The 20,728-nt window shown below is 62.0% G+C and carries 23 protein-coding genes, 1 tRNA gene and 1 pseudogene; 16 read left to right on the forward strand and 9 right to left on the reverse strand.

Annotation, left to right across the window (positions count from 1 at the left end; all coding sequences use genetic code 11):
* Positions 1-6: 6 nt before the first annotated feature.
* Positions 7-888: a TetR/AcrR family transcriptional regulator gene (locus tag C484_RS06035; protein ID WP_006825059.1), complete on the reverse strand. Its 882-nt coding sequence runs from the start codon at positions 886-888 to the stop codon at positions 7-9.
* A gap of 52 nt (positions 889-940) precedes the next feature.
* Entirely contained in the window at positions 941-1,219 is a 279-nt protein-coding gene (locus C484_RS06040) for a hypothetical protein (RefSeq protein ID WP_006825060.1), read from the reverse strand.
* Positions 1,220-1,491: 272 nt separating this feature from the next.
* Here C484_RS06040 and C484_RS06045 point away from each other — a divergent pair, with 272 nt between their 5' ends.
* Together C484_RS06045 and C484_RS06050 are read left to right on the forward strand one after the other, a co-directional pair.
* Complete coding sequence (locus C484_RS06045; RefSeq protein WP_006825061.1) at positions 1,492-1,887, forward strand: 30S ribosomal protein S6e; 396 nt, start codon at positions 1,492-1,494, stop codon at positions 1,885-1,887.
* 25 nt (positions 1,888-1,912) lie between these two features.
* Positions 1,913-2,347, forward strand: coding sequence for a DUF7112 family protein (locus C484_RS06050; protein ID WP_006825062.1), 435 nt, complete (start codon positions 1,913-1,915; stop codon positions 2,345-2,347).
* Between the two features lie 37 nt (positions 2,348-2,384).
* On the opposite strand, the gene C484_RS06055 is transcribed toward C484_RS06050, so the two are convergent.
* Positions 2,385-2,882: a PadR family transcriptional regulator gene (locus C484_RS06055; protein WP_006825063.1), complete on the reverse strand. Its 498-nt coding sequence runs from the start codon at positions 2,880-2,882 to the stop codon at positions 2,385-2,387.
* A gap of 580 nt (positions 2,883-3,462) precedes the next feature.
* On the opposite strand from C484_RS06055, the gene C484_RS06060 reads away from it, so the two are divergent.
* Complete coding sequence (locus tag C484_RS06060) at positions 3,463-3,921, forward strand: DUF5807 family protein (RefSeq protein WP_006825064.1); 459 nt, start codon at positions 3,463-3,465, stop codon at positions 3,919-3,921.
* A 25-nt stretch (positions 3,922-3,946) separates the two neighbouring features.
* Here C484_RS06060 and C484_RS24165 read toward each other — a convergent pair whose 3' ends face one another.
* Positions 3,947-4,192, reverse strand: coding sequence for a hypothetical protein (locus C484_RS24165; protein WP_006825065.1), 246 nt, complete (start codon positions 4,190-4,192; stop codon positions 3,947-3,949).
* 167 nt (positions 4,193-4,359) lie between these two features.
* Between C484_RS24165 and C484_RS06070 the strand changes: the two genes are divergently transcribed.
* The 7 genes from C484_RS06070 to C484_RS06100 all read left to right on the forward strand — a co-directional run bounded on the left by C484_RS06070 (position 4,360) and on the right by C484_RS06100 (position 9,015).
* Positions 4,360-4,725 (forward strand): cell division protein SepF, encoded by a 366-nt coding sequence (locus tag C484_RS06070; protein ID WP_006665743.1) that lies wholly within the window; start codon positions 4,360-4,362, stop codon positions 4,723-4,725.
* Positions 4,726-4,859: 134 nt separating this feature from the next.
* Positions 4,860-5,237: a VOC family protein gene (locus C484_RS06075; protein ID WP_006825066.1), complete on the forward strand. Its 378-nt coding sequence runs from the start codon at positions 4,860-4,862 to the stop codon at positions 5,235-5,237.
* A gap of 188 nt (positions 5,238-5,425) precedes the next feature.
* Complete coding sequence (gene citZ / locus C484_RS06080; protein WP_006825067.1) at positions 5,426-6,574, forward strand: citrate synthase; 1,149 nt, start codon at positions 5,426-5,428, stop codon at positions 6,572-6,574.
* A gap of 390 nt (positions 6,575-6,964) precedes the next feature.
* Positions 6,965-8,176: a threonine ammonia-lyase gene (gene ilvA / locus C484_RS06085; RefSeq protein ID WP_006825068.1), complete on the forward strand. Its 1,212-nt coding sequence runs from the start codon at positions 6,965-6,967 to the stop codon at positions 8,174-8,176.
* Between the two features lie 69 nt (positions 8,177-8,245).
* On the forward strand, positions 8,246-8,626 hold the full coding sequence (locus C484_RS06090; RefSeq protein WP_006825069.1) for a Rid family detoxifying hydrolase: 381 nt from the start codon (positions 8,246-8,248) through the stop codon (positions 8,624-8,626).
* A gap of 35 nt (positions 8,627-8,661) precedes the next feature.
* Positions 8,662-8,907: a hypothetical protein gene (locus C484_RS06095; protein ID WP_049915061.1), complete on the forward strand. Its 246-nt coding sequence runs from the start codon at positions 8,662-8,664 to the stop codon at positions 8,905-8,907.
* A gap of 27 nt (positions 8,908-8,934) precedes the next feature.
* A tRNA-Ser gene (locus C484_RS06100) sits at positions 8,935-9,015 on the forward strand.
* A gap of 179 nt (positions 9,016-9,194) precedes the next feature.
* Here C484_RS06100 and C484_RS24570 read toward each other — a convergent pair.
* The gene (locus C484_RS24570; RefSeq protein ID WP_006107914.1) at positions 9,195-9,326 is read right to left on the reverse strand and encodes a hypothetical protein; all 132 of its coding nucleotides are present in this window, start codon (positions 9,324-9,326) and stop codon (positions 9,195-9,197) included.
* Between the two features lie 179 nt (positions 9,327-9,505).
* Between C484_RS24570 and C484_RS06105 the strand changes: the two genes are divergently transcribed.
* Together C484_RS06105 and thsB are read left to right on the forward strand one after the other, a co-directional pair.
* A complete protein-coding gene (locus tag C484_RS06105) occupies positions 9,506-10,339 on the forward strand; it encodes an SOS response-associated peptidase (RefSeq protein WP_006825071.1) in 834 nt (277 codons plus the stop codon).
* A 207-nt stretch (positions 10,340-10,546) separates the two neighbouring features.
* Positions 10,547-12,199, forward strand: a complete 1,653-nt coding sequence (thsB, locus tag C484_RS06110) for a thermosome subunit beta (RefSeq protein WP_193364801.1) — start codon at positions 10,547-10,549, stop codon at positions 12,197-12,199.
* Positions 12,200-12,399: 200 nt separating this feature from the next.
* On the opposite strand, the gene C484_RS06115 is transcribed toward thsB, so the two are convergent.
* Positions 12,400-12,702, reverse strand: coding sequence for an amphi-Trp domain-containing protein (locus C484_RS06115; RefSeq protein WP_006825073.1), 303 nt, complete (start codon positions 12,700-12,702; stop codon positions 12,400-12,402).
* A gap of 115 nt (positions 12,703-12,817) precedes the next feature.
* Between C484_RS06115 and C484_RS06120 the strand changes: the two genes are divergently transcribed.
* The 3 genes from C484_RS06120 (at position 12,818) to C484_RS06130 (ending at position 15,729) form a co-directional block, all read left to right on the forward strand.
* Positions 12,818-13,117 carry an ArsR/SmtB family transcription factor gene (locus tag C484_RS06120; RefSeq protein ID WP_049915062.1) on the forward strand — a complete coding sequence of 100 codons (300 nt, stop codon included), beginning with the start codon at positions 12,818-12,820 and terminating at the stop codon, positions 13,115-13,117.
* 121 nt (positions 13,118-13,238) lie between these two features.
* Complete coding sequence (locus tag C484_RS06125; RefSeq protein WP_006825075.1) at positions 13,239-14,336, forward strand: sodium:calcium antiporter; 1,098 nt, start codon at positions 13,239-13,241, stop codon at positions 14,334-14,336.
* Between the two features lie 220 nt (positions 14,337-14,556).
* Positions 14,557-15,729, forward strand: a complete 1,173-nt coding sequence (locus tag C484_RS06130; protein ID WP_006825076.1) for a sodium:calcium antiporter — start codon at positions 14,557-14,559, stop codon at positions 15,727-15,729.
* Between the two features lie 217 nt (positions 15,730-15,946).
* Here C484_RS06130 and lrp read toward each other — a convergent pair whose 3' ends face one another.
* Complete coding sequence (gene lrp, locus C484_RS06135) at positions 15,947-16,408, reverse strand: HTH-type transcriptional regulator Lrp (RefSeq protein WP_006107903.1); 462 nt, start codon at positions 16,406-16,408, stop codon at positions 15,947-15,949.
* Between the two features lie 126 nt (positions 16,409-16,534).
* Here lrp and glnA point away from each other — a divergent pair.
* Positions 16,535-17,976: pseudogene (gene glnA / locus C484_RS06140) on the forward strand (type I glutamate--ammonia ligase).
* A gap of 122 nt (positions 17,977-18,098) precedes the next feature.
* On the opposite strand, the gene C484_RS06145 reads toward glnA, so the two are convergent.
* Positions 18,099-19,445, reverse strand: a complete 1,347-nt coding sequence (locus C484_RS06145; protein ID WP_006825077.1) for a YihY/virulence factor BrkB family protein — start codon at positions 19,443-19,445, stop codon at positions 18,099-18,101.
* 49 nt (positions 19,446-19,494) lie between these two features.
* Complete coding sequence (locus C484_RS06150) at positions 19,495-20,616, reverse strand: tRNA (guanine(26)-N(2))-dimethyltransferase (RefSeq protein ID WP_006825078.1); 1,122 nt, start codon at positions 20,614-20,616, stop codon at positions 19,495-19,497.
* Positions 20,617-20,728: the final 112 nt, after the last annotated feature.

The raw sequence follows: 20,728 nt of genomic DNA on the forward strand, positions 1-20,728 counted from the left end.
CGTCGATCATTCCGTTGGATCGGTAGTGTCGCGGTTCGGGTCTTGGCTGGTGCTTGTGTCCTGATTCGGTTCCCGGCCGGTGCCGGTGTCGTCGGCGTTGCTTTTCCGCTCGCTCTCACTCTCGCTCGTGTTGGCCTCACTCTCGCTCTCGACTGTCGTCTCGTCCCCATCATTGCCCGCGTCCTCGCTCCCGGCTCCCGTTTCGTTTTCAGCGTCCCGCTCGCCCTCTGAACCGGGCTCGACGGAGACGTGCGCGGGAGAGATATCGTCGCGGGAGAGTTTGGACGGGAACTCGATATCAGGTGCCAGAATGTCCGCAAAGAGCCGCGTGACCGTGCTGGCACGCACCTGGTCGAGATACCGGTCACGGTCGAGCGTGAGCTGGCGAATGCGTGCGCCGTCGAGGGTTGCGATCAGCAACAGCGCCATCTCTTCCGTATCGTGGTCGACGAACTGCCCCGCCTCGATCCCGTCCGCGAGGATTTCCTCAATCGTCTCTCGAAGGTGATCGTCACTCCGGCGGAGTTGCTCCAGGTACTGCTCGTTGTGCGGTGCCTGGGTCCGGAGTTCGAGCATCGCCGTGTGAAATGACCGGCGTTCGTCGTCGGCGTCGGGCGACCCGTAGAGGAACCAGTCGACGATCATCGCCAGCCGATCGACGGGCGGTTGCTCCGCCGTCTGGGCGACGCGTTCGTCGAACCACTCGGTCAGATAGCCCATAAAGTCGGCGATGAGGTCCTCCTTCGAGTCATAGTGATAGAACAGAAGGGACTTGCTCTTGTCCGTCCTGTCGGCGATGTGCTGGGCCGTGAGATCGGTGTAGCCGTGCTCGCACAGCGCCTCGTAAGTTGCGGTCATGATCGCGTCACGAACGTCGGTCTCGGTCACTACTGACCTTTTGGTCAGGAGCGCATAAAAGTCGTTTCGTTCCCCACCACTGTCACGTTCGATACCGCTGGATACCGAACCGTTCGTAGCCGCCAAAGGCGAGTTCGAGCGAGCCGATCCACCAGTTCCATCGCTCGGGGACCGTCCCCGACGGCGCATCGCCGAGTTCAGCCACGACGACGGCAGCGGTCACCGCTGTGCCAACGTCGGCCTCGTACTGGCCCGCTTCCGCGAGATCGATCGCCTGGCGGACGACGACCCGAACCTGCGATTCCGTCGCGCTGAACTCGTCGTGGAGGCGATTTTCGAGTTGGTCCGGATCGAGTTGCATGGACAGTATAGGAGTTCGAGACACCTACGTCTTGGTTGCGCACCGGTGTTTGCCGCGGTCGTTGATATCTGGCCGTATACCGTGTTTTGTCGACGGTTCTGTGTGGTGGGTGTCTCTGCGTGACCCGTTCCTGTGAGCGAGCCAGCGCTTTCCGGTCGACGGCGCGGTACCGTCGGATTCCGCTCGCACACGCGGGCTTGATCACCGCCGTCCCGACGCGATGTGGCTCATGTTTCGATGTGTTTTTGAGCACTGACCGTTTTTTCCCGTGCATGGCAAGTTTCACTGTTGTCGTTGGCGACCCCGACTCCGGGTCGTCCTACCAGCTCGAGGCAGCAGAACAGGATGCAAACCGATTCGTTGGGAAGGCCATCGGCGAGGAAGTCGACGGTAGCGCCGTCGGCCTCGACGGCTACACGCTCGAAATCACGGGCGGCTCCGACGACGCCGGGAGACCGCTCAACGGAGCAGTTGCCGGTGCGAACCTGACGGAAGTCCTGATGGAGGACCGACAGACCGGTTTCCGTCCGTCCCGTGACGGTGAACGTCGTCGAATTACCGTCCGCGGTAGCGAGGTTTCGGACGCCGTCGCGCAGATCAATGCCGCAATCGTCGGCCGCGGCAGCACCGACATCGACGACCTCCTCGGCGACGACGCCGACGAGTAACGACCCGCCGACAATTTTTCCGCCAATGGCAGATCGAATTGCGAGCGACCACCCGTCAGTACAGACGGTTCGGTCGACGTGTACGGAGACCGCAACGGGCGTCCAACTAGAGCTTCCCGCCGATGAAGGGGACGCGTTCACAGCAGACGACGTCGTCAGAATCGTCCTCGACGGTGACGAACTGTTCGCCCGTATCGAGCGCGCGTTAGTCGACGACAACCTCATTGTCACCGGCATCTACGAGACACCGTCGCTCGCCCGTGAGCCGAGCGGCGGCACCGACCGACTCATCGAGTGGGCCGATGACCACAGCATCGACCCTGGCAGTTCAGTGCTGGTCGATATCGTCGAACCGGACTATCTCTACGGGCTCCGCGAACCCGGCGCAACGGCGTACTACGACGCGTACGAACCGCCGAACGAGAGCCTCTCGTCTATCGCGGAGGATCTCGACGAGTAGCGGACGAGAAAAAACGCACTCGAAAACGAATCACGGCTCAGTACCGCGCCAGGAACGCGGAGAGCAACAACCCGAACGCCAGTTGTTGGATCATCGTCTCTTCGACCATCGACTGAACGGTCGCGTCCTCGGCGATCGAGTACTCTTTGGTCCGTACCTTCCGCTGCAATGTGAGATACCCCGCCTCCTCCAGGGCGTGTAACGCCGGATACACCGTCCCCGGACTCAACGTCGTATCGAAGTACCGCGACAGATCCGACAGGAGTTCGTCCCCGTGTGTGCCATCGTGGAGTGTGATAAGCACCAGCAGGATCTCATCGAGGTTCTCTTTGATCAGTTCGTCAGTGAACTCGATGTCCTCGGTCGGCAAGACTGAAAGCGCCTGTGCCAGGAGGTCGTCGAGTTCACGCTCGACATCGTCAGGTGGGCCGTTAGTTGCGGCGGGAGACGGCGATTGCCCCCCTGCCGTCTCGGCCGCAGCCGTCTTCGAAAGTGCTTCGAAGACGGACTCAGTGTTCTGTGTATTCTCACGCATGCACGATCACCCATGTGTGAATGGTATCGCCCGTCACCCGGCCACGCACTGCCGAGAACGGCGAGTACCAGTCACGCCGAGTGAAGGTCTGGGTCTACCAGTGTATAAACGACAGGGAACCGACCATACAGAATGTAGATAAATCAAGAAACGTGAATTAACATAATAACTGTCCGTTGTCTTCGATAGTACGAATAATATATTCTATGCGTATTAGTAGCCCATATATTTCCTTTTCTCCCCAATTATGCCATATATATGTGTATTTTAGGCGGATTAGATTTATTTTGATAAGTGTTATGGCCGATAAGGGGGTAATTACCACAACTAACCAGCGTAGCCACGATACCGCGCGCATCTGGAAGCCACAGCGTTCGTTCTGGATCGGCTTTCGTACGCGATCTGATAGATTGGGGAGGGAAGTCGAGAGTTCGGGTCCGGTTCCCTGGCAACGGTCGCAGTATCGTGACTGCGTTGCATAGTTTTCTCTAGCAGTGCCAACCGGCTGGAGGTTCTCGAACCGTACACCACGTCGACCGACAACAGCGGCCTTTTCCACGTCCAGAGCCAATTGATGGGTATGACGACCGCACGCGAGGAGTTCCTGGCCGGTGACCGGCCCGACGATATCGCACTGTTTCTGGCCGACTCGTACGTCTCGGACGACCGACTCGAATCGTTCGGTCAGGCGGTCGACAACGGCGTTCTCCTCGTCGTCGACGGGGAACGCGGACGGAACGCGTTCCAGGCAGCGACCGGAGAGCAGGCCATGGAGTTCGCCCAGTCCGCAATGAGTGTCGAAGGGCACATCGACAGCGATCTGACAAGCGGACAGTGTCCGGACCGCGAAGGAGATAATGAAACGAAGGCGGAGACCACCGCCTCCGACGACACCCACGACCCGCAGTTCATTTTCGCTTTCGCCGAGGAGCAGAACGACGACGTTGGCGGCATCTACGCCGAGGGAGATGTCGTCCACGCCTACGCACAGTGTTCCTGCGGGACAGCTTACTCCGACCGCTGGACACTGCAGAACTAACTCGCCGCCTCCTTCTCACATCTCACTACGAACGACCGAGTCGCCGCACTAGACAGTCGATTGAACTCGTGACTCGGAACGCCACGAAATCGGCGTTCCGAATCCGGGAGTAGCCCTCTGCCGTCTCGTCCAGCGAATCCGCCTCGTAGGCGTTCGCGTATCGCTCAAGGGTATCCTCGTATTCCTGCACGACGAGTTCATACGTCTCCTCGAGATCCGCGATGAGCGTCTTGGTCGTATAGGATTCGTGGACGCAGATGCTGAACGGCATCGAGCGGGGACACGAACTGAGTTCTCAAAAGCGGTAGCGGTGCTGCGTTCACACGCAGCCGTCGTCTCCTATCCGTTTCAACCGATTGAAAATTACTCGACAGTCACCGTTGGCTGAGAGTCCGTCTGACGTAAGAACTATACTGGCGGCCCCGGTGGGTAACGCCAATGGGACTTATGAGCAAAATTCTCGGCGGCAGCCAGTCCCGGACCGCCGAGGACTACGTCGAACTGAATCTCGACGACGTTTCGGCGAGTTCAGCCGACGCGGCGGCGATGCAGGTTCACATCGCGGAAGTCGCCAGTCAGGCTGATGCGATCGATATCAAGGACGCGATCTACGACGGCGATATCGTGATTGCGGACATCACCCGACTGCGCACCGAGGATAGTACGGTCGAACACATCGTCGACGAACTTCGGCAGGTGGCACAGGAGGTCGACGGTGACATCGTCCGCAAGGGCGACGATCAGATGATCATCACGCCGACCGGCGTGCGCATTAGTCGCGAGAAGTTGGGTCAGCAGTTGTAATCCGTTGTCTCTATCGCTCCGTTGCGGTCGAGTTCTATACCGGGCTGCATCCGCTTTCGCCGCCCGCGTTGTTGCCTGCCACAGCATCGCAATCGGCGGTAGTGCTTTGCCACTCGAACGCATCACCGAGACGCATGGATGTTATCCACACGGCGCTCTGGGTCTCGGATCTCGACCGAACGCGCGAGTTCTACTGTGACGGACTCGGGTTGGCCGAGAACTGGTCGTTCACGACCGACGACGGCGTCGAAAACGTCTATATCGGCGGCGAGAACGCGGAATTCCAGTTCAAGTACGATCCTGAGGGCAGCCCCGATATCGACCCGGGAACGATGGCCCACGTCGCTGTCGGCGTCGATAGCACGGACGACACCTTCGAACGCCTGCTCGAACGAGCGGACCCGCCCGTGCAGGCGGAGCCGGAGACGATGAGCCACATCGACTGCCGCGTCGCGTTCGTCGAAGACCCGAACGGCTACGTCGTTGAACTCGTCGAGCGACTGAATCAGTGACGATTCGGCCGGCAGTCGCCGTCTGACTGAGAGTCGCTGCAGCGAATCAGACACGGTATGTTCCCACAAACCATTGTGAGAGCGCCTCAACAGCCACAAATCGGCCAGTACACCGGATAGCAGCAGATCTGACCGGTAAGAAGGAGAAAACGATAATACTTTTCCATGGGCGACGGAAATTCCAGGGTATGGCAGACGACCTTAAAAAAGGGCTCGAGGGGGTGCTGGTCGCAGAGTCCGACCTGAGCTCGATCGACGGTGACGCGGGACAGCTGATCTACCGCGGCTACACGATCGAGGACCTCGCCCGTGGCGCATCCTATGAGGAAGTCCTCTACCTCCTCTGGCACGGCCACCTCCCGAACGCGGACGAACTCGCGTCGTTCACCGATGCACTGACCGAGGAGCGGACGGTTAGCGACGACGTGCTCTCGACGATGGAGCGCCTCGCCGACGCCGAGGAACGGCCGATGGCCGCGCTCCGAACTGCCGTCTCGATGTTCTCGGCGACCGAACCCGAGTCGGACGCCGATCCCGAGGATCTCGATGCGACGCTCCGGCAGGGACGCCGCATCACCGCCAAAATCCCGACCGCACTCGCCGCCTTCGAACGCTATCGCCTCGGTGACGAACCAGTCGATCCCCGCCCCGACCTGGGACTGGCTGCCAACTTTCTCTACATGCTTACGGGCGAGGAACCGGACGACATCGCCGCCGAAACGTTCGACCAGGCGCTCATCCTGCACGCCGATCACGGCCTGAACGCCTCTACCTTCACGTCGATGGTGATCGGTTCGACGATGGCCGACATCTACAGCGCCGTCACCGGTGGCGTCAGCGCACTCTCCGGCCCGCTCCACGGCGGCGCAAATCAGGACGTCATGGAAGTGCTGATCGAAATCGACGAGAGCGACCTCGATCACCGCGAATGGATCGAACAGGCTACCGAGGAAGGCCGTCGGATTCCGGGCTTTGGCCACCGCGTCTACAACGTCAAAGACCCCCGAGCGAAGATCCTTGCAGAACGCAGCGAAGAACTCGCCGAAAACGGCGAATCCAGGTGGTACAACTACACCACGACCATCGAACAGTACCTCACCGAGGAGAAGGGCTTAGTCGAGAAGGGCATCGCCCCGAACGTCGACTTCTATTCGGGTTCGGTCTACTACCAGCTCGGCATCCCGATCGATATGTACACCCCGATCTTCGCCATGAGTCGTGCCGGGGGCTGGATCGCACACGTCCTCGAATACCAGGAAGATAACCGCCTCATCCGCCCACGTGCCCGATACACCGGTCCGGACACACGGGAGTTCGTCCCGATCGACGACCGATAACGGGCATCGCGTTCGACCGACCGATCGGTCTTTTTTGGCGATCACCGAGCACCGAGCGCCGATGCAGTGAATTGCACTTCCCTACAGGGAGAGAGACGTATCATGCTCGAAATAGTACACCTCCTTTCAGCCCCAGATGACAGCCGTCCGCCGGATGTCTGACGCCCCATCTGTCCCGACGCAGTCCGGCGATTTCACTTTCACTTTGGAGGGGTGGGTTTTATGGTTCCTGCGTTCCCGTCTACACTCGCACGTCACACGCCGTGCATTCCCTGTTCCCTGTCGTGTTGCCGGTCCGGCAACACGCTCCTGTCCTGTCGGGGTGGGGGTGGGGCCGCCCGCTCAAGTCTTCCCCGACAGTCTTACAGTAGTTGCCCGATAGTCACGCATATGCTCGATCTTACTGCCGTTCTCGAGGCTCTCGACCGAGTCCGTGAAACATCCCGACACACACCACTGGAATATTCACACACCTATTCGTCGATGACCGGTGCCGACGTCCACCTGAAACTCGAGACCTTCCAGCGCACTGGCTCGTTTAAGATCCGTGGCGCGACAAACCGCGTCGCGACGCTCTCGGACGCCGAGAAAGACGCCGGTGTCGTTACCGCGAGCGCGGGGAATCACGCCCAGGGCGTCGCCCTCGCCGCGACGCGATCCGGCGTCGATTCGACGATCGTCATGCCCGAGCACGCCCCCATCTCGAAGGTCAAGGCGACCCGCAACTACGGTGCCGAGGTCGTCCTCGCCGGCACCGACTACAACGAGGCCGCCCAGCGCGCACACGAACTCGAACGCGAGGAGGATCGGACTTACGTCCACGCCTTCGACGACGAGTTCGTCATGGCGGGCCAGGGAACGATCGGCCTCGAGATTCTGGAGGACTGCCCGGACGTCGACACCGTGGTAGTCCCGATCGGCGGCGGGGGACTCATCAGCGGCGTCGCGACCGCAATCAAGGAGCGCAAGCCGGATGCCCGCGTTATCGGCGTCCAGGCGGACGGTGCCTCGAGCGCGGCGAAATCGCTCGAGAAGGGCGAGCGGATCGCGCTCGACGGCGTCGACACGATCGCCGACGGAATCGCGACGCGGAGCGTCGGCGAGAAGCCGTTTCGCCACATTCAGGAGTACGTCGACGAGGTCGTCACCGTCTCGGATCCCGAAATCGCCGTCGCGACGGTCTACCTGTTAGAACGGTCGAAGACGCTGGTCGAAGGCGCTGGCGCGGTCCCGCTCGCCGCCCTGCTGTTCGAGAAGTTCGACTACGACGAGGGCGAAACCATCGTCCCCGTCCTCTCCGGGGGGAACATCGACCTCAACACGCTCACCAACGTCATCGTCCGCGGCCTCGTCGAAACCGGTCGCTACCTGAAGATTCGGACCGTCCTCAAGGACCAACCCGGCTCGCTCGAACAACTGCTCGAAATCTTCACCGAGTACCAGGTCAACATCTACGCGATCCACCACGACCGCACCTCGCGGGAGGTCGAGATGAGCGATACTGAAGTCGAAATCGAACTCGAGATGCGCGGTCCCGACCACGTCGATGCGTTTCTCGAGGCACTCCGCGAGGAAGGCTACCCGGTCGATACGCTGGCGTAGCCACACACCCTGTCGCGGGGCGAAGCCGTTTCGCTTGCATTTAAGGCCGACCGTCGAGAGTTGGTGCCTATGAAACGGATTATCCAAACCGACGAGGCACCCGCCGCCGTGGGCGCGTACAGCCAGGCGACGACCGACGACTCGCTGCTGTTTACGGCCGGCCAGATTCCGCTTACGACGGACGGCGAAGTGCTCGACGACGACCCGATCGAAACGCAGGCCGAGCAGGCGCTCGACAACCTCGTCGCGGTACTCGAGGCCGAGGGCGCGACCCCCTCGGATATCCTCAAGGTCACGGTCTTCCTCGACGACATCGAGTCGTTCGATGCGATGAACGAGACGTACGCGAGTTACTTCGACGACGAGCCGCCGGCCCGGAGTGCGATCGAGGTCGCCGCGCTGCCGAAAGGCGTCGGGATCGAGGTCGAAGCGATTGCGTCACTCGAGTAACCGGCCAGCGACCCGGTCCAATTCCAATGGAACGCATGAATCCACGCCTCAAATCCGCCCTCCTATGGGGTGCGGTCGGCGCGATGGCGTTTCTGGTCCTCCTTCAGGGGTACACCCTGGTCGTCGAGCCGCTGGTGTCGATCGGCGCGGGAGTCGTCATCGCCGTCTGCGTCGGAACCGCGACGGGTATCGGTGCCTACGTTCTGGAGCACCGTTTCGCAGCGCGGGCGACAGCCAGGGTGGACTCCGAGCCGTCGTCCGACGGTAAAAGTAAGAGTTAAACGACGGACGTGGTTACGGATAAGTGAGCCAGGATGGCCGAACGGTAAGGCGCACGCCTGGAAAGCGTGTTCCCTTTGGGATTCAGGGTTCAAATCCCTGTCCTGGCGCTTTCCATTACGTTCTCTCCGAAGGTGTTTGACTCCGAGTGGGCTACCCGTCAGCTCCTGTCTCACGCGTGTGTCGCTGCGTCGGGTACCGGCTCATACGGACTGCTGGCAGTCGGTTCCAGCGCACCCGCACCCGCTTGGGGTGGCCGGGAAACCGGTACAGCAGACCGTCCGAAGCCTCACCGCTCGAGTTCAGCAGGCGCGTCCGTTGCGATCCAGCAGTTGGCTTCGTCGCGGTCTCTGATTTCGAACAGTCCGTCTTGCCTGACCACGGTTTCGTAGCGGCCGCCCTCGGTCTCGGTTGCGGTCATCCTGTCGCGAACTCCGCCGAGGACCCCTATCGTAACGATGGCCCTACGACCGGCGCTCGTGATGGTAAGGAGGACATACGCGGAACGAAGACCGTCTTCAACTCGCGATTGTCCCGCGCGGAACAGTATCGCGCTCGCGAGCGGACAACGCTTTAGCCGTGCCACGCGATGGAGACAGTATGTGCGGTCGCTATACACTCACCCTCGAGCGAGATGAACTCGAGGATCGATTCGGGGCGCGGTTCGCGCCTGGGGCCGACGCGACGACCGACTCGAGTTCGGGTTCGGAAGCCGAGGCGTTCGCGCCGCGGTACAACATGGCTCCGAGCCAACAGTTACCGGTCATCACGAGCGACGCGCCGGAGACGATCCAGCGCTTCGAGTGGGGATTGGTTCCCTCGTGGGCTGACGACGATGCCGGCGGGATCATCAACGCGCGTGCGGAGACGGTGGCCGAGAAGCCGAGTTTCCGAGATGCGTACCGACAGCGGACTCCTGGTGGCGAAACAGCGGACTCCGGAGTCGGGTCTGACGCCGGTTCTGAACCCGAACCCGAGACGCCGGCTGCAGGTCGCTGTCTCGTGCCAGCAGACGGGTTCTACGAATGGACCGAGACCGACGACGGCAAACAGCCCTATCGGGTCGCCTTCGAGGACGAGCGGCCGTTCGCTCTGGCCGGCTTGTGGGTCCGCCGCGAGCCGGATCAGGGTGCCGGGACGACCCAGGCCGGCCTCGACGCGTTCGGCGGCGGCACAGCTGACGCGCCCGAACGCGGTCCGCTCGAGACGTTCACCATCGTGACAACCAAGCCGAACGAACTCGTGTCGGACCTGCACCACCGGATGGCCGTGGTTCTCGATCCGGCCGACGAACGGCGGTGGCTTTCGGACGACGACCCGTCGGACGTTCTCCAGCCCTATCCAGCCGAAGAAATGCACGCCTATCCGGTCTCAACCGCGGTTAACGACCCGAGTGTCGAGTCACCGTCGCTCGTCGAATCGACGCAAGCGTGACTCGGTTATACTTAAATATGGTGGGGTTTTTCGTTCCGTGACCCATCCTCGTGCGTGAACGAGTTCATCGCTGTGGATCGATCACCGGCGCGCACTACTGTGGTTTTCTCGGCTGCGAGTGGGTCTCGTTCGACAGTTGAAATGCGTCGATAGCGATGGATTTATGTAGAAGCACAATCAATGGTTCGTCTGACTATGAGCCAGCGAATGCAGCAGGGACAGCCGATGATCGTCATGAGCGAGGACTCCCAGCGCGTCAAGGACGAGAACGCGCAGGATTACAACATCAGCGCCGCTCGCGCGGTCGCTGAATCCGTCAAATCGACACTCGGCCCGAAAGGGATGGACAAGATGCTCGTCGACTCGATGGGCTCGGTCACCATCACCAACGACGGCGTCACCATCCTCCAGGAGATGGACATCGACAACCCGACGGCCGAGATGATCATCGAGGTCGCCGAAACGCAGGAAGACGAGGCCGGAGACGGCACCACGACCGCCGTCTCGATCGCCGGTGAACTCCTGAAGAACGCCGAGGACCTCATCGAACAGGACATCCACCCGACGGCGATCATCAAGGGCTTCCACATGGCGAGCGAGCAGGCTCGCGAGGAGATCAACGACATCGCGACCGAAGTCGACACCGAGGACGAGGACCTCCTGCGCTCGGTCGCCGAAACCTCGATGACCGGCAAGGGTACCGAGGTCAATAAGGAACACCTCGCCGAACTCATCGTCGAGGCCATCCGCCAGGTCACCGTCGAGGACGACGAGGGCAACAACGTCGTCGACCTCGAGTTCCTGAACATCGAGACCCAGACCGGTCACAGCACCGGCGAGTCCGACCTCCTCGAGGGCGGCATCGTCGACAAGGACCCGGTCCACGACAACATGCCGACCTCGGCCGAGGACGCCGACATCCTGCTGCTGAACGAGCCCATCGAGGTCGAAGAGACCGACATCGACACCGAAGTTTCGGTTACGGACCCCGATCAGCTCCAGCAGTTCCTCGACCGCGAGGAGAAACAGCTCCAGGAGAAAGTCGAGCAGATCGCCGACCTCGGTGCTGACGTCGTCCTCTGTCAGAAGGGCATCGACGACCTCGCACAGCACTACCTCGCCAAGGAAGGCATCCTCGCCGTCCGCCGCGCGAAAAAGAGCGACCTCGAGTTCCTCTCGGAGGTCGTCAACGCGGCCATCGTCTCCGACCTCGGCAGTGCGACCGCCGCGGACCTCGGCCACGGAGACCTCACCCGCGACGATGAAGACGAACTGTTCTACGTCGAGGGCGAGGACGCCCACGGCGTCACCCTCCTGCTGCGCGGGTCGACCGACCACGTCGTCGACGAACTCGAACGCGGCGTCAACGACGCGCTCGACGTCGTCGCGCAGACCGTCTCCGACGGCCGAGTCCTGGCCGGCGGCGGCGCAATCGAAGTCGAACTCGCCTCGCGCCTGCGCGACTACGCCGACTCCGTCTCCGGTCGCGAACAGCTCGCCGTCGAGGCCTTCGCCGACTCGCTCGAACTCGTCCCGCGCGTGCTCGCCGAGAACGCCGGACTGGACTCCATCGACACGCTCGTCGACCTGCGTGCGGCCCACGACGAGGGCGACGTCGAAGCCGGTCTGAACGTCTTCACGGGCGACATCGAAAACACCAACGAGACCGGCGTCGTCGAGCCGGCCCACGCCAAAGAGCAGGCGGTCACGTCCGCCGCCGAAGCGGCGAACCTCGTGCTCAAAATCGACGACATCATCTCCGCCGGCGACCTCTCGACCGACAAGGGCGACGACGAGGGCGGTGCCCCAGGTGCCGGCGGCATGGGCGGTATGGGCGGCGGCATGGGCGGCATGATGTAAGTCAGGCCGCGATACTCACTGCCAAAACCACTCGCACTCGCAACCGAACTCGTCCCGCGTTTCGATCACTTCTTATCCGGACCCGACGTGACATTCGCATTTTCGTCCGTACTCCGTACTCCATCCTGACTGAAGCACACGCTTCGGACTCTTGGGCCCCTTTGGCCCCTGCAGAGCGAAACCAGACCAGACTACGATGGCTACCGAACCGACAACCCCGATCCGTCCTCCGCCTCGCTGAACTCGAGTTCAATTTCGAGTTCGCGCTCGCGCTGTTTCGTGAACTCGATTTCGACTTCGATGGGTTCGCGGTAGTCGAAGGGGATCTCCCAGTCCGAGCCGGCGACGGTGACGGTCGTCTCTGCCTCGAGTTGATCCGCGAGGTCGCGAAGGAACGTAGCGGTTTCCTGTCGGGACAGGTAGATCTCCCGTTCGAAAAAGCCGTCCGTAATCGTTCGGGAGTCGTGGTCGGTATCGTCGGGGACGTTGACACGGTCGCTCATACGAGTGGGATACGACGACGACGGGCATAAACCTGGACCGACGTACACGAAATCCGGTAAGTACGAGTTCCGTACCGGCACAACGCTTCTGTGGGCACGTATCGAATGTGAACATATGTCACTCATCGAGGCGATGGGCAACGGCACTCGACTCGAGATCCTGCGGGAACTCTCTCGGGAACCGAAGTACGTCTCGGAATTGACGGACGCGATCGGGATGGACGGGAAGACGGCGGCACACCACCTCTCGACGTTAGAGGAGGCCGAACTGGTCGATTGGTATATGCGGGGGAATCGGAAGTACTATCGGCTCACGGCGGCCGTGGAGTTGCAACTCGCGCCGCCGCCGGAACGAACGTTCGTCTTGCAGGCTGATCCGATCAGCGAGACGGATCAGTCCAGTTCACGGCCGTAGGTATCGAAGGTGTGACCTGTGACCGCTCGTCTCGACGGCGTCTCACCGCCGTGTATAGAATTCCACTGAACTCGTCTATACGGGCTGATAGCTATATGCGCTCTTTCGTCGTGGAATAGGTATGATCGAGGCCGCGCTCGAAGAGCTTATCGAGTCACAGGGGGAGTGGATGGCGTACGTGGTACTACTTCTGGGGGCCATCGTACTGACGTATAGCGTCGAAAAGCTCATTAGCTATCTCACGCGCGCGGCGCTCGGCCTTGGCGTCTCGATCTTCGCACTGGCGATCGTCTTTACGGGCATTGAGTTCGACGACACGGCGATTGCACTGGTGTTTGGTGCGGGAGAACTCGAGCAGGTGGCGCTCGGGACGGCGCTCGGGACGGCGTTGGCGATTACGGGGATTACGCTCGCCGGTGCGGCGATCTATCGGCCGTTCCCGGCCGAGATTCCGCGGGATTATCTGCTGTTGCTCGCCGTGTCGCCGCTCGTACTGGTCCCGTTTCTGTTCGTGGAGACGCTGACCGTCGTTCATGGAGTGGCTCTTGTCGGCATCTTCATCGTGTGTTTCGGGTATATCGTGTACCGAGAGTTCCAGCGCGACGTACCGGTCTTTCGGGACTCGGAGATCGCAGAGCGCATTGAAGCGGACGGTGGCGTTGCTATAGACGAACTCAAGATCTCGGACGTCAATATCAGGACCGTCCTGGAGGAGATTCCGGAGGATCGGTACGTCGCCGACCGGGCGTACGAGGGGCTGTTCTGGCTCGGACTGGCGATCGTGTCGCTCGTCGGTATCGTCGCAGGGGCGATCCTGCTCGAGACGAGTTCGGAAGTGATCGTCGAGGCGTGGGGGATCGAGGAGACGGTGTTCGGTGCGACCGTCCTGACGCTGGTGTTGACGTTCGAGAACCTCCTGTTGACGATCGAGCCGGTCCGGCGGGGCATTCCGGAGATCGGGATCGGTCACATCGTCGGGAGCGTGATCTTCTCCGTGACGGCGAACGTCGGCGTCATCATGTTCGTCGGCGACGTGGTGATCCCGCGCGCCGTGATCGTCTTTCACCTCCCGGCGGTGATTGCACTGACCGGACTCGCCGCGTATTTCGTTTCGACCGGGCGACTCCGCCGGTGGCACGGATACACGCTCGTCGGCCTCTATGCCGCCTACTGGATCGTCGCGCTTCTCGTCTTCGGCGGGATTCCGGCTCCGGGTTAAGGACGTTTCACGTCGTCTCGAAACGTCTTGTATCGTCTCGAATCGGCTTGCGTCATCTCACATCGTCCTGTATCGTCTTGCAACGGCCGCGGGATCTCACACCGTCTTGCAACAGCTCGCAGTATCTCACATCGGCTCGCAGCGTGTAACCGATTGGCTCGCAGCTCACCGCTTTCGAACCGGCGTTTCGAATTAAGTGTTTCCCCACGTCTAGACGCGTATGGTCGCCCAGGAAGCAGCCTTCGTCGGCCTATTCTTTCTCGGCGTAGTGACGGTCATCTACTCCGTTGAGGTGTTCATCGACGCCGTCGCCCGGAGCGCGGTCTCGCTCGGCGTCTCCGGGTTCTTCCTCGCGGTCGTCCTCGCCGGCGTCGACCTCGAAAACGGCGTTCTCGGCGTTACGGCGGCCGTGGTCTCCCTGCCCGATCTCGCGCTCGGAACCGTCTTCGGTGAGGCGCTGTTCGTCCTCGCCGTCGCCGTCGGTATCGCCGGGCTGCTCGTCCCGTTTCGCATGGACGTTCCGACCGTCTATCTCGCGCTCCTCGTTCTCGCCCCGCTCCCGGCGTTCGTGTTCTCGCTCGGCGGAACGATCGATCGAATCGACGGCGTCGCGCTAACGTTGCTGTTCATCCCGTTGCTGGTCGGCATCTACTGGTACGAGCGCCGATCCGAGACGACGTACCTGCTCGCGGACGAACTCGAGGGCGTTATCACTTCCACGGACGACTCAAACGACCGAACCCCACCGACGGAATCGACCGACGGCGAGACGCCCGTCGAGTACGACGGCTCCGGCGACGAAGCGGACGGTCACCCCCCTGTACCCCAGGACACTATCGATGACCGACCGCCGGCGACCGTCGGCGAGCAATCAGAAGCGGGCGAGACGGATGCCGGGCGAGACATCGATCTCGACGAGTTCATCCTCACCCCGAACCTCGACGAGCACAGTGGCGTGTTCGCCCTCGGCGTCGCCGTCGTCGCGACCGTCGGTCTGACCGCGGGTTCGCTGCTCACCGTCCTCAGCGCCGAAGCCATCTTCGTCGCGTTCGGCATCTCCGAACTCGCATTCGGCGCGACGGTCCTGAGTTTCGTCGCCTCGATCGAAGAACTCGCACTCACCGTCGAGCCCGTTCGGCGACGCCGTCCTGAACTCGCGGTCGGGAACATCGTCGGGAGCACGGTCTTCTACGTGACCGCAAACGCGGGCCTCATTGCCGCTCTTCACCCGGTGGAGACGACGGGTGCCGTAATGACCGTTCACTGGCCGGTCTTTCTGGTCTGTTTGTTCATCGTGACGGGCATGCTGGCGCGTGGCCGCGTAACCCGTCTCGGCGGTGCAGTGTTGCTCGTCATTTACGGCGGCTACTGGGCCCTAAACTACACGTTATGAATTATGACCGCGAATACGCACGAGAACAATCACAGTTGGAGCGGACTGATACGGACTGCTGTAAGTCATTTCCGGCGCAACCGCGCCCGTCCTGCGGTTGCGCCGGTAAATCGTTACAGCAGACCGTATGAGACAACGCTGTCGAGTCCGCTGACGGTTGCGCCGGTGATGACCGGTGACCGAGCCACTCGTCCGGGTGAGCGGCCCGAACGGTCCGTTAGGAGCGGTCGACGTCGAGTTCGAACTGCTCGTTCTCGGAGACGGCGTTGAGGACGACGCTCGTGTTCGAGGCTTTGATGTCTGGGTCTGTCAGTAGCTCCTTGATCTGGTCGTTCATGCCGTCTGTGTCTTTGAACTTGCCGATAGCAATCACGTCGTAGTCACCGGTGACTTCGTAGACGCTGATCATCTGGCGGTGGTCACGAAGCGTGTCCGTGATGTCCGGGAGTGCGTTCCCCTCAACCTGCAACTGGATGACGGCGGTAACGTCGTAGCCGACCGCATCGTAATCGATTCGAGGGGTGTAGCCCTCGATGACGCCCTGGTCCTCCAGATCCGAGAGGTGGTTTGAGACGGTCGTCACGGAGACGTCGAGTTCTTCGGCGAGGCTGCGGAGGCTCGCACGCCCGTCGCCCAGAAGGGCATTTACTAATTTTGCATCGAGATTTTCGTACGTCATCACGTCCATCCACTCAGCCTGGCCTTTAGAAATTTACGAATATACAATTCCGACGGAGTGATCGAAGATTTGCTTGGAGCAGTAGGGTTTTAGTCGGCGAGTTACTTGGCTACCACGACGAGAAAGATGACAAGCGGAAACATTACGAGTGCCGAACAGGAGGTTCTCGACGAGATCGAGGCGAACGATATCGACTTTCTTCGTCTCCAGTTTACTGATATTCTTGGAACGGTAAAGAACGTCTCGGTCCCTGCGCGTCAGGCCGAGAAGGCGTTTACTGAGGGCATCTACTTCGACGGTTCTTCGATCGAGGGGTTTGTCAGGATTCAGGAATCGGATATGCGACTGACGCCCGATCCGGAGACGTTCGCAATCTTGCCGTGGCGCGATCGCGACGAGGGCGCATCCGCTCGGCTGATCTGCGATGTCGTGAACACCTCGACGGGCGAGCCGTTCGAAGGCGATCCGCGCTACGTGCTCAAGCGCGCTCTCGACCGCGCCGAGGAGATGGGGTATACGGTCAACGCCGCGCCGGAACCGGAGTTCTTCCTGTTCGAGGAGGACGAGGTGGGTCGCGCGACGACGACGACCAACGACGCGGGCGGCTACTTCGACCTCGCGCCGAAGGACCTCGCGAGCGACGTGCGCCGGGACATCATTTACGNACGACGACGACCAACGACGCGGGCGGCTACTTCGACCTCGCGCCGAAGGACCTCGCGAGCGACGTGCGCCGGGACATCATTTACGGCCTCGAGAGCATGGGCTTCGAGGTCGAAGCGAGCCACCACGAGGTCGCGGAGGGCCAGCACGAGATCAACTTCGAGTACGACGACGCGCTGACGACGGCGGATAACGTCGCCACCTTCCGCACTGTCGTCCGGGCGATCGCCGCCCAGCACGACTACCACGCGACGTTCATGCCCAAGCCGATCCCGAAGATCAATGGCTCGGGGATGCACACCCACCTCTCGCTCTTTACCGAGGACGGCGAGAACGCCTTCCACGACGGCGACGACGAGTTCGACCTGAGCGACGAGGCTCGCGCCTTCACCGCCGGCATCCTCGAGCACGCGCCGGCGATCACGGCAGTCGCGAATCCGACGGTCAACAGCTACAAGCGTCTGGTACCGGGCTACGAAGCGCCGGTCTACGTCGCCTGGTCCGACCGCAACCGCTCGTCGTTGATCCGCAAGCCAGCCGCGCGCGTTCCCGCCGCCTCGCGCGTCGAACTGCGCTCGCCGGACCCGTCGTGTAATCCGTACCTCGCCATCGCAACGATGATTCACGCGGGTCTCAACGGGATCGAGCAGGATCTCGAGTGTCCCGATCCGGTTCGCGAGAACATCTACGAGTTCGACGAGGAAACGCGCGAGGAGTACGGCATCACGACGCTGCCGTCGAACCTCGGCGAGGCCGTCGACGCCTTAGAAGCGGACGAGGCTATCGTCGACGCACTCGGCGACCACGTCAGTTCGAAGTTCGTCGACGCAAAGCGCCAAGAGTTCGAAGAGTACCTGGTCGATGTCTCCCAGTGGGAACTCGATCGGTACCTCGAAACGTTCTAATCAGCCGATACCGAGCCGTCTTCTATAGCGTTTCCCGCCGATCGGTCGCGTTTCTCTCGCCGTTTTGTGCGATCGGTCCGTTTCAGTCCGTTTTCAACGTTCGAAATCGCCTTCTGACAGAATCAGGACCGCCACTGCCCGATCCGATTTCGCAACCGGCCCGGCAAGCCGAGCAGCGAGACGCCCGCGCCGATCAGGACCATGAGAATGTAGACGCCGAGCGTCGACGTCCAGACGACGAACATCGCAAGGATCGCCCACCCGCCGTCGAGAAATCGAAACGCGGCGATCGCCAGGAGCGTTCCGTAGAGTAAGACGAGATACGGCCCCCAGCCGTGGGCGTGGCTGTGTCGAACGCGACTGCGAACGTACCGCTTGAGTTCGCCTTCGAGAGAGTCGCGCTCGACGGTTCGGCGCTCGACGTTCGACTCGAAGGTATCGACGCGGTCGCGCAGGCGCTCGATCTCCTCGCGGAGCGCTTCGGGGTCGTCCGAGCGATCTCGCGTTCGAGCGCTCGCACGCCCCTGGCCGGCGCGACTGAACTCGTCAGTCGGTCCATCCGGTCCGTCGCTCGCGGTCGTTTCGGTCGGGTCCGAGCGGTCCGCCGGCGTCCCCTCGTCGGCCCCCGTGGCGTCGTCGGTCATCGCTTCTGGTCGAATCTGTCGAGCGCCGGGACTTTGTAGCTGCCGATCCACTTCACGGTCGGCAAGGACCGCGTTACAGACCGCCCCGAAGACGAGGATAATCGCCCCGGCGTACAGCCAGATGAGGACGAGAAAGACGGCACCGAGCGCGCCGTACAGCGCGTATCCACCGGCGAAATCGACGTACAGCGAGAAGGCGTGACTCAGCACGTACCAGCCGACCGCGGCGAGAAGCGTCCCCGGCGTCGCCTCACGAACGTCGACGCCCGCGTCGGGAAACACGACGTACAGCGGGAGAAACGTAACGAACAGTCCGAGCACGATAAACAGCGGCCCGATGACGCGAAGTAGTGGGACGAACTCGACCAGCACTTCGAGCGTGCCGACGATCGTGAGCCCGACCGCGATCACGAGCAGGACGACCGTCGCGTCCCAGAAGGTATCCAGAAACGACTTCGACGCCACCGTTCCGTACACCGCCGAGAACGCCCGATCGAGTCCGCGGAACACGCGACTCGAACCCCAGAGCACGCCAAGCGCCCCGACGACGGTCGCGCTCTGGCGACCCGTCTCGTCGACGAGCGTTTCGGCGAGCAACTCCTGGGCCGCCGGCGTGAGGACGTCGTTCGCCGCGGCCGTGATCCGGTTCGCGAGCGTTTCTCCGCCCAGCGTCGCGGCGACCCCGAGTGCGAGCAACATCAACGGGACGAGGGAGATAAACGCATAGAAGGCGACGCCGGCCGACAGCAGCGTCAACTGTTGGGTTCGTGCGAGGCTGACAATTCGTTTTGCCGTCTCGAGTTCAGCTTCCCTGCGATCGAGCACGTGCGTCTAGACGCGGGGCGCGACCAAATACGGGTGGGGCGTCGGGGCGTCACTCGAGGGCCGATGCCGTCGCCTCGCGGATCTCTCCGACGCTCGCATCCGTCTTGAACGTCGTGCCGCCGTAATGGGCTCGGGAAGCCGCATAGCCCGCTTTGCGCAGATCGGTTAGGAACTCGTCCATCGCGTTCGCGGGCAGGCCCCAGTTGCGACAGAGTTTGTGCTGGTCGTAGTGGGTCGGCTCGTCGAGTTCGGTTTCGAGCGTCGTGCACAAGTCCCGCGCCTTCTCCGCCGTACCGAACGCGTCGGGAATTTCGTCGCGAACCGCGGCGACGAACGCGGCGTCGCGGATCGAGCCGAGCCAGACGGGTCCCGCGGTGAGCATACGATTCCCGCCGCAGTGGGGACACTCCTCGATCGGATCTGCGTGCAGCCCGAACTCGTGTTCGCGGTAGAGGCAGTCCTCACAGTGGGAGATGTGGCCGAGGGTGTTGATTGCGGCGTCGGCGGCGGTGGCCTTGTGCTCGAGTTCGAGGTAGGTGCGGACGTAGTGGCTGGTCGCGTGGGTGAGGATGGGTTCGACGCCGACGTCGAAGCGGGCGGCGCTGCGAGCGAGCGCGGAGAGGAGGATACGGACGCCCATCTCGGCGTGGTAGTCGGTATTTCGCGGTACTGCGGAGTACGAGCGGACGCCGCTGTTGAAGTGTGCGCCACACAGCGGGGCGGTGTCGGTCGCGGTGACACAGACCAGGTCGCGGCAATTCGCGAACGCGGCGTCGGCGAAAGGCATCGGCGTTCCGTAGGGGTCGAGGTCGATCACGTCGAAGACCTGCTCGTGCATGAGAGCGTTGCTGTTGCGGTGTTCGACGGTCGCTCGCGACTCGCAGTCGTTGCGCTCGAGATTCGTCCGTGCGAGTTCGACCGCGTCTTCGTTGACGTCACAGCAGGTCACGTCCCAGCCGTCGGCGGCGGCTCGAACGCCCCGGATTCCGCTGGCGGTCATCGCGTCGAGATAGGTCTCGGCGCGGTCCTCCCGCTCGCGGTAGGCTCGCAGCGTCGCGATCGTCAGATCCCGGTTCAGTTCCTGGCGCGGGTTGTAGAACACCGACTCCTCGATACCGTCCGTCTGCTCGCCGGGGACCTCGAGTTCGAGTTCACCCTCGGTGACGCGCATAGTGGTTCTCGTCGGTAGCGGACGAAAAGCGACGTGGTCTACCGATGGTGGTAGCGGTGGCAGGGGTGGTGGCGCGCGGACAACCAAACCGACTTTACAGTCCGGGACACAG

Origin of the sequence: Natrialba taiwanensis DSM 12281, assembly GCF_000337595.1 — an archaeon.
Lineage (GTDB): Archaea > Halobacteriota > Halobacteria > Halobacteriales > Natrialbaceae > Natrialba > Natrialba taiwanensis.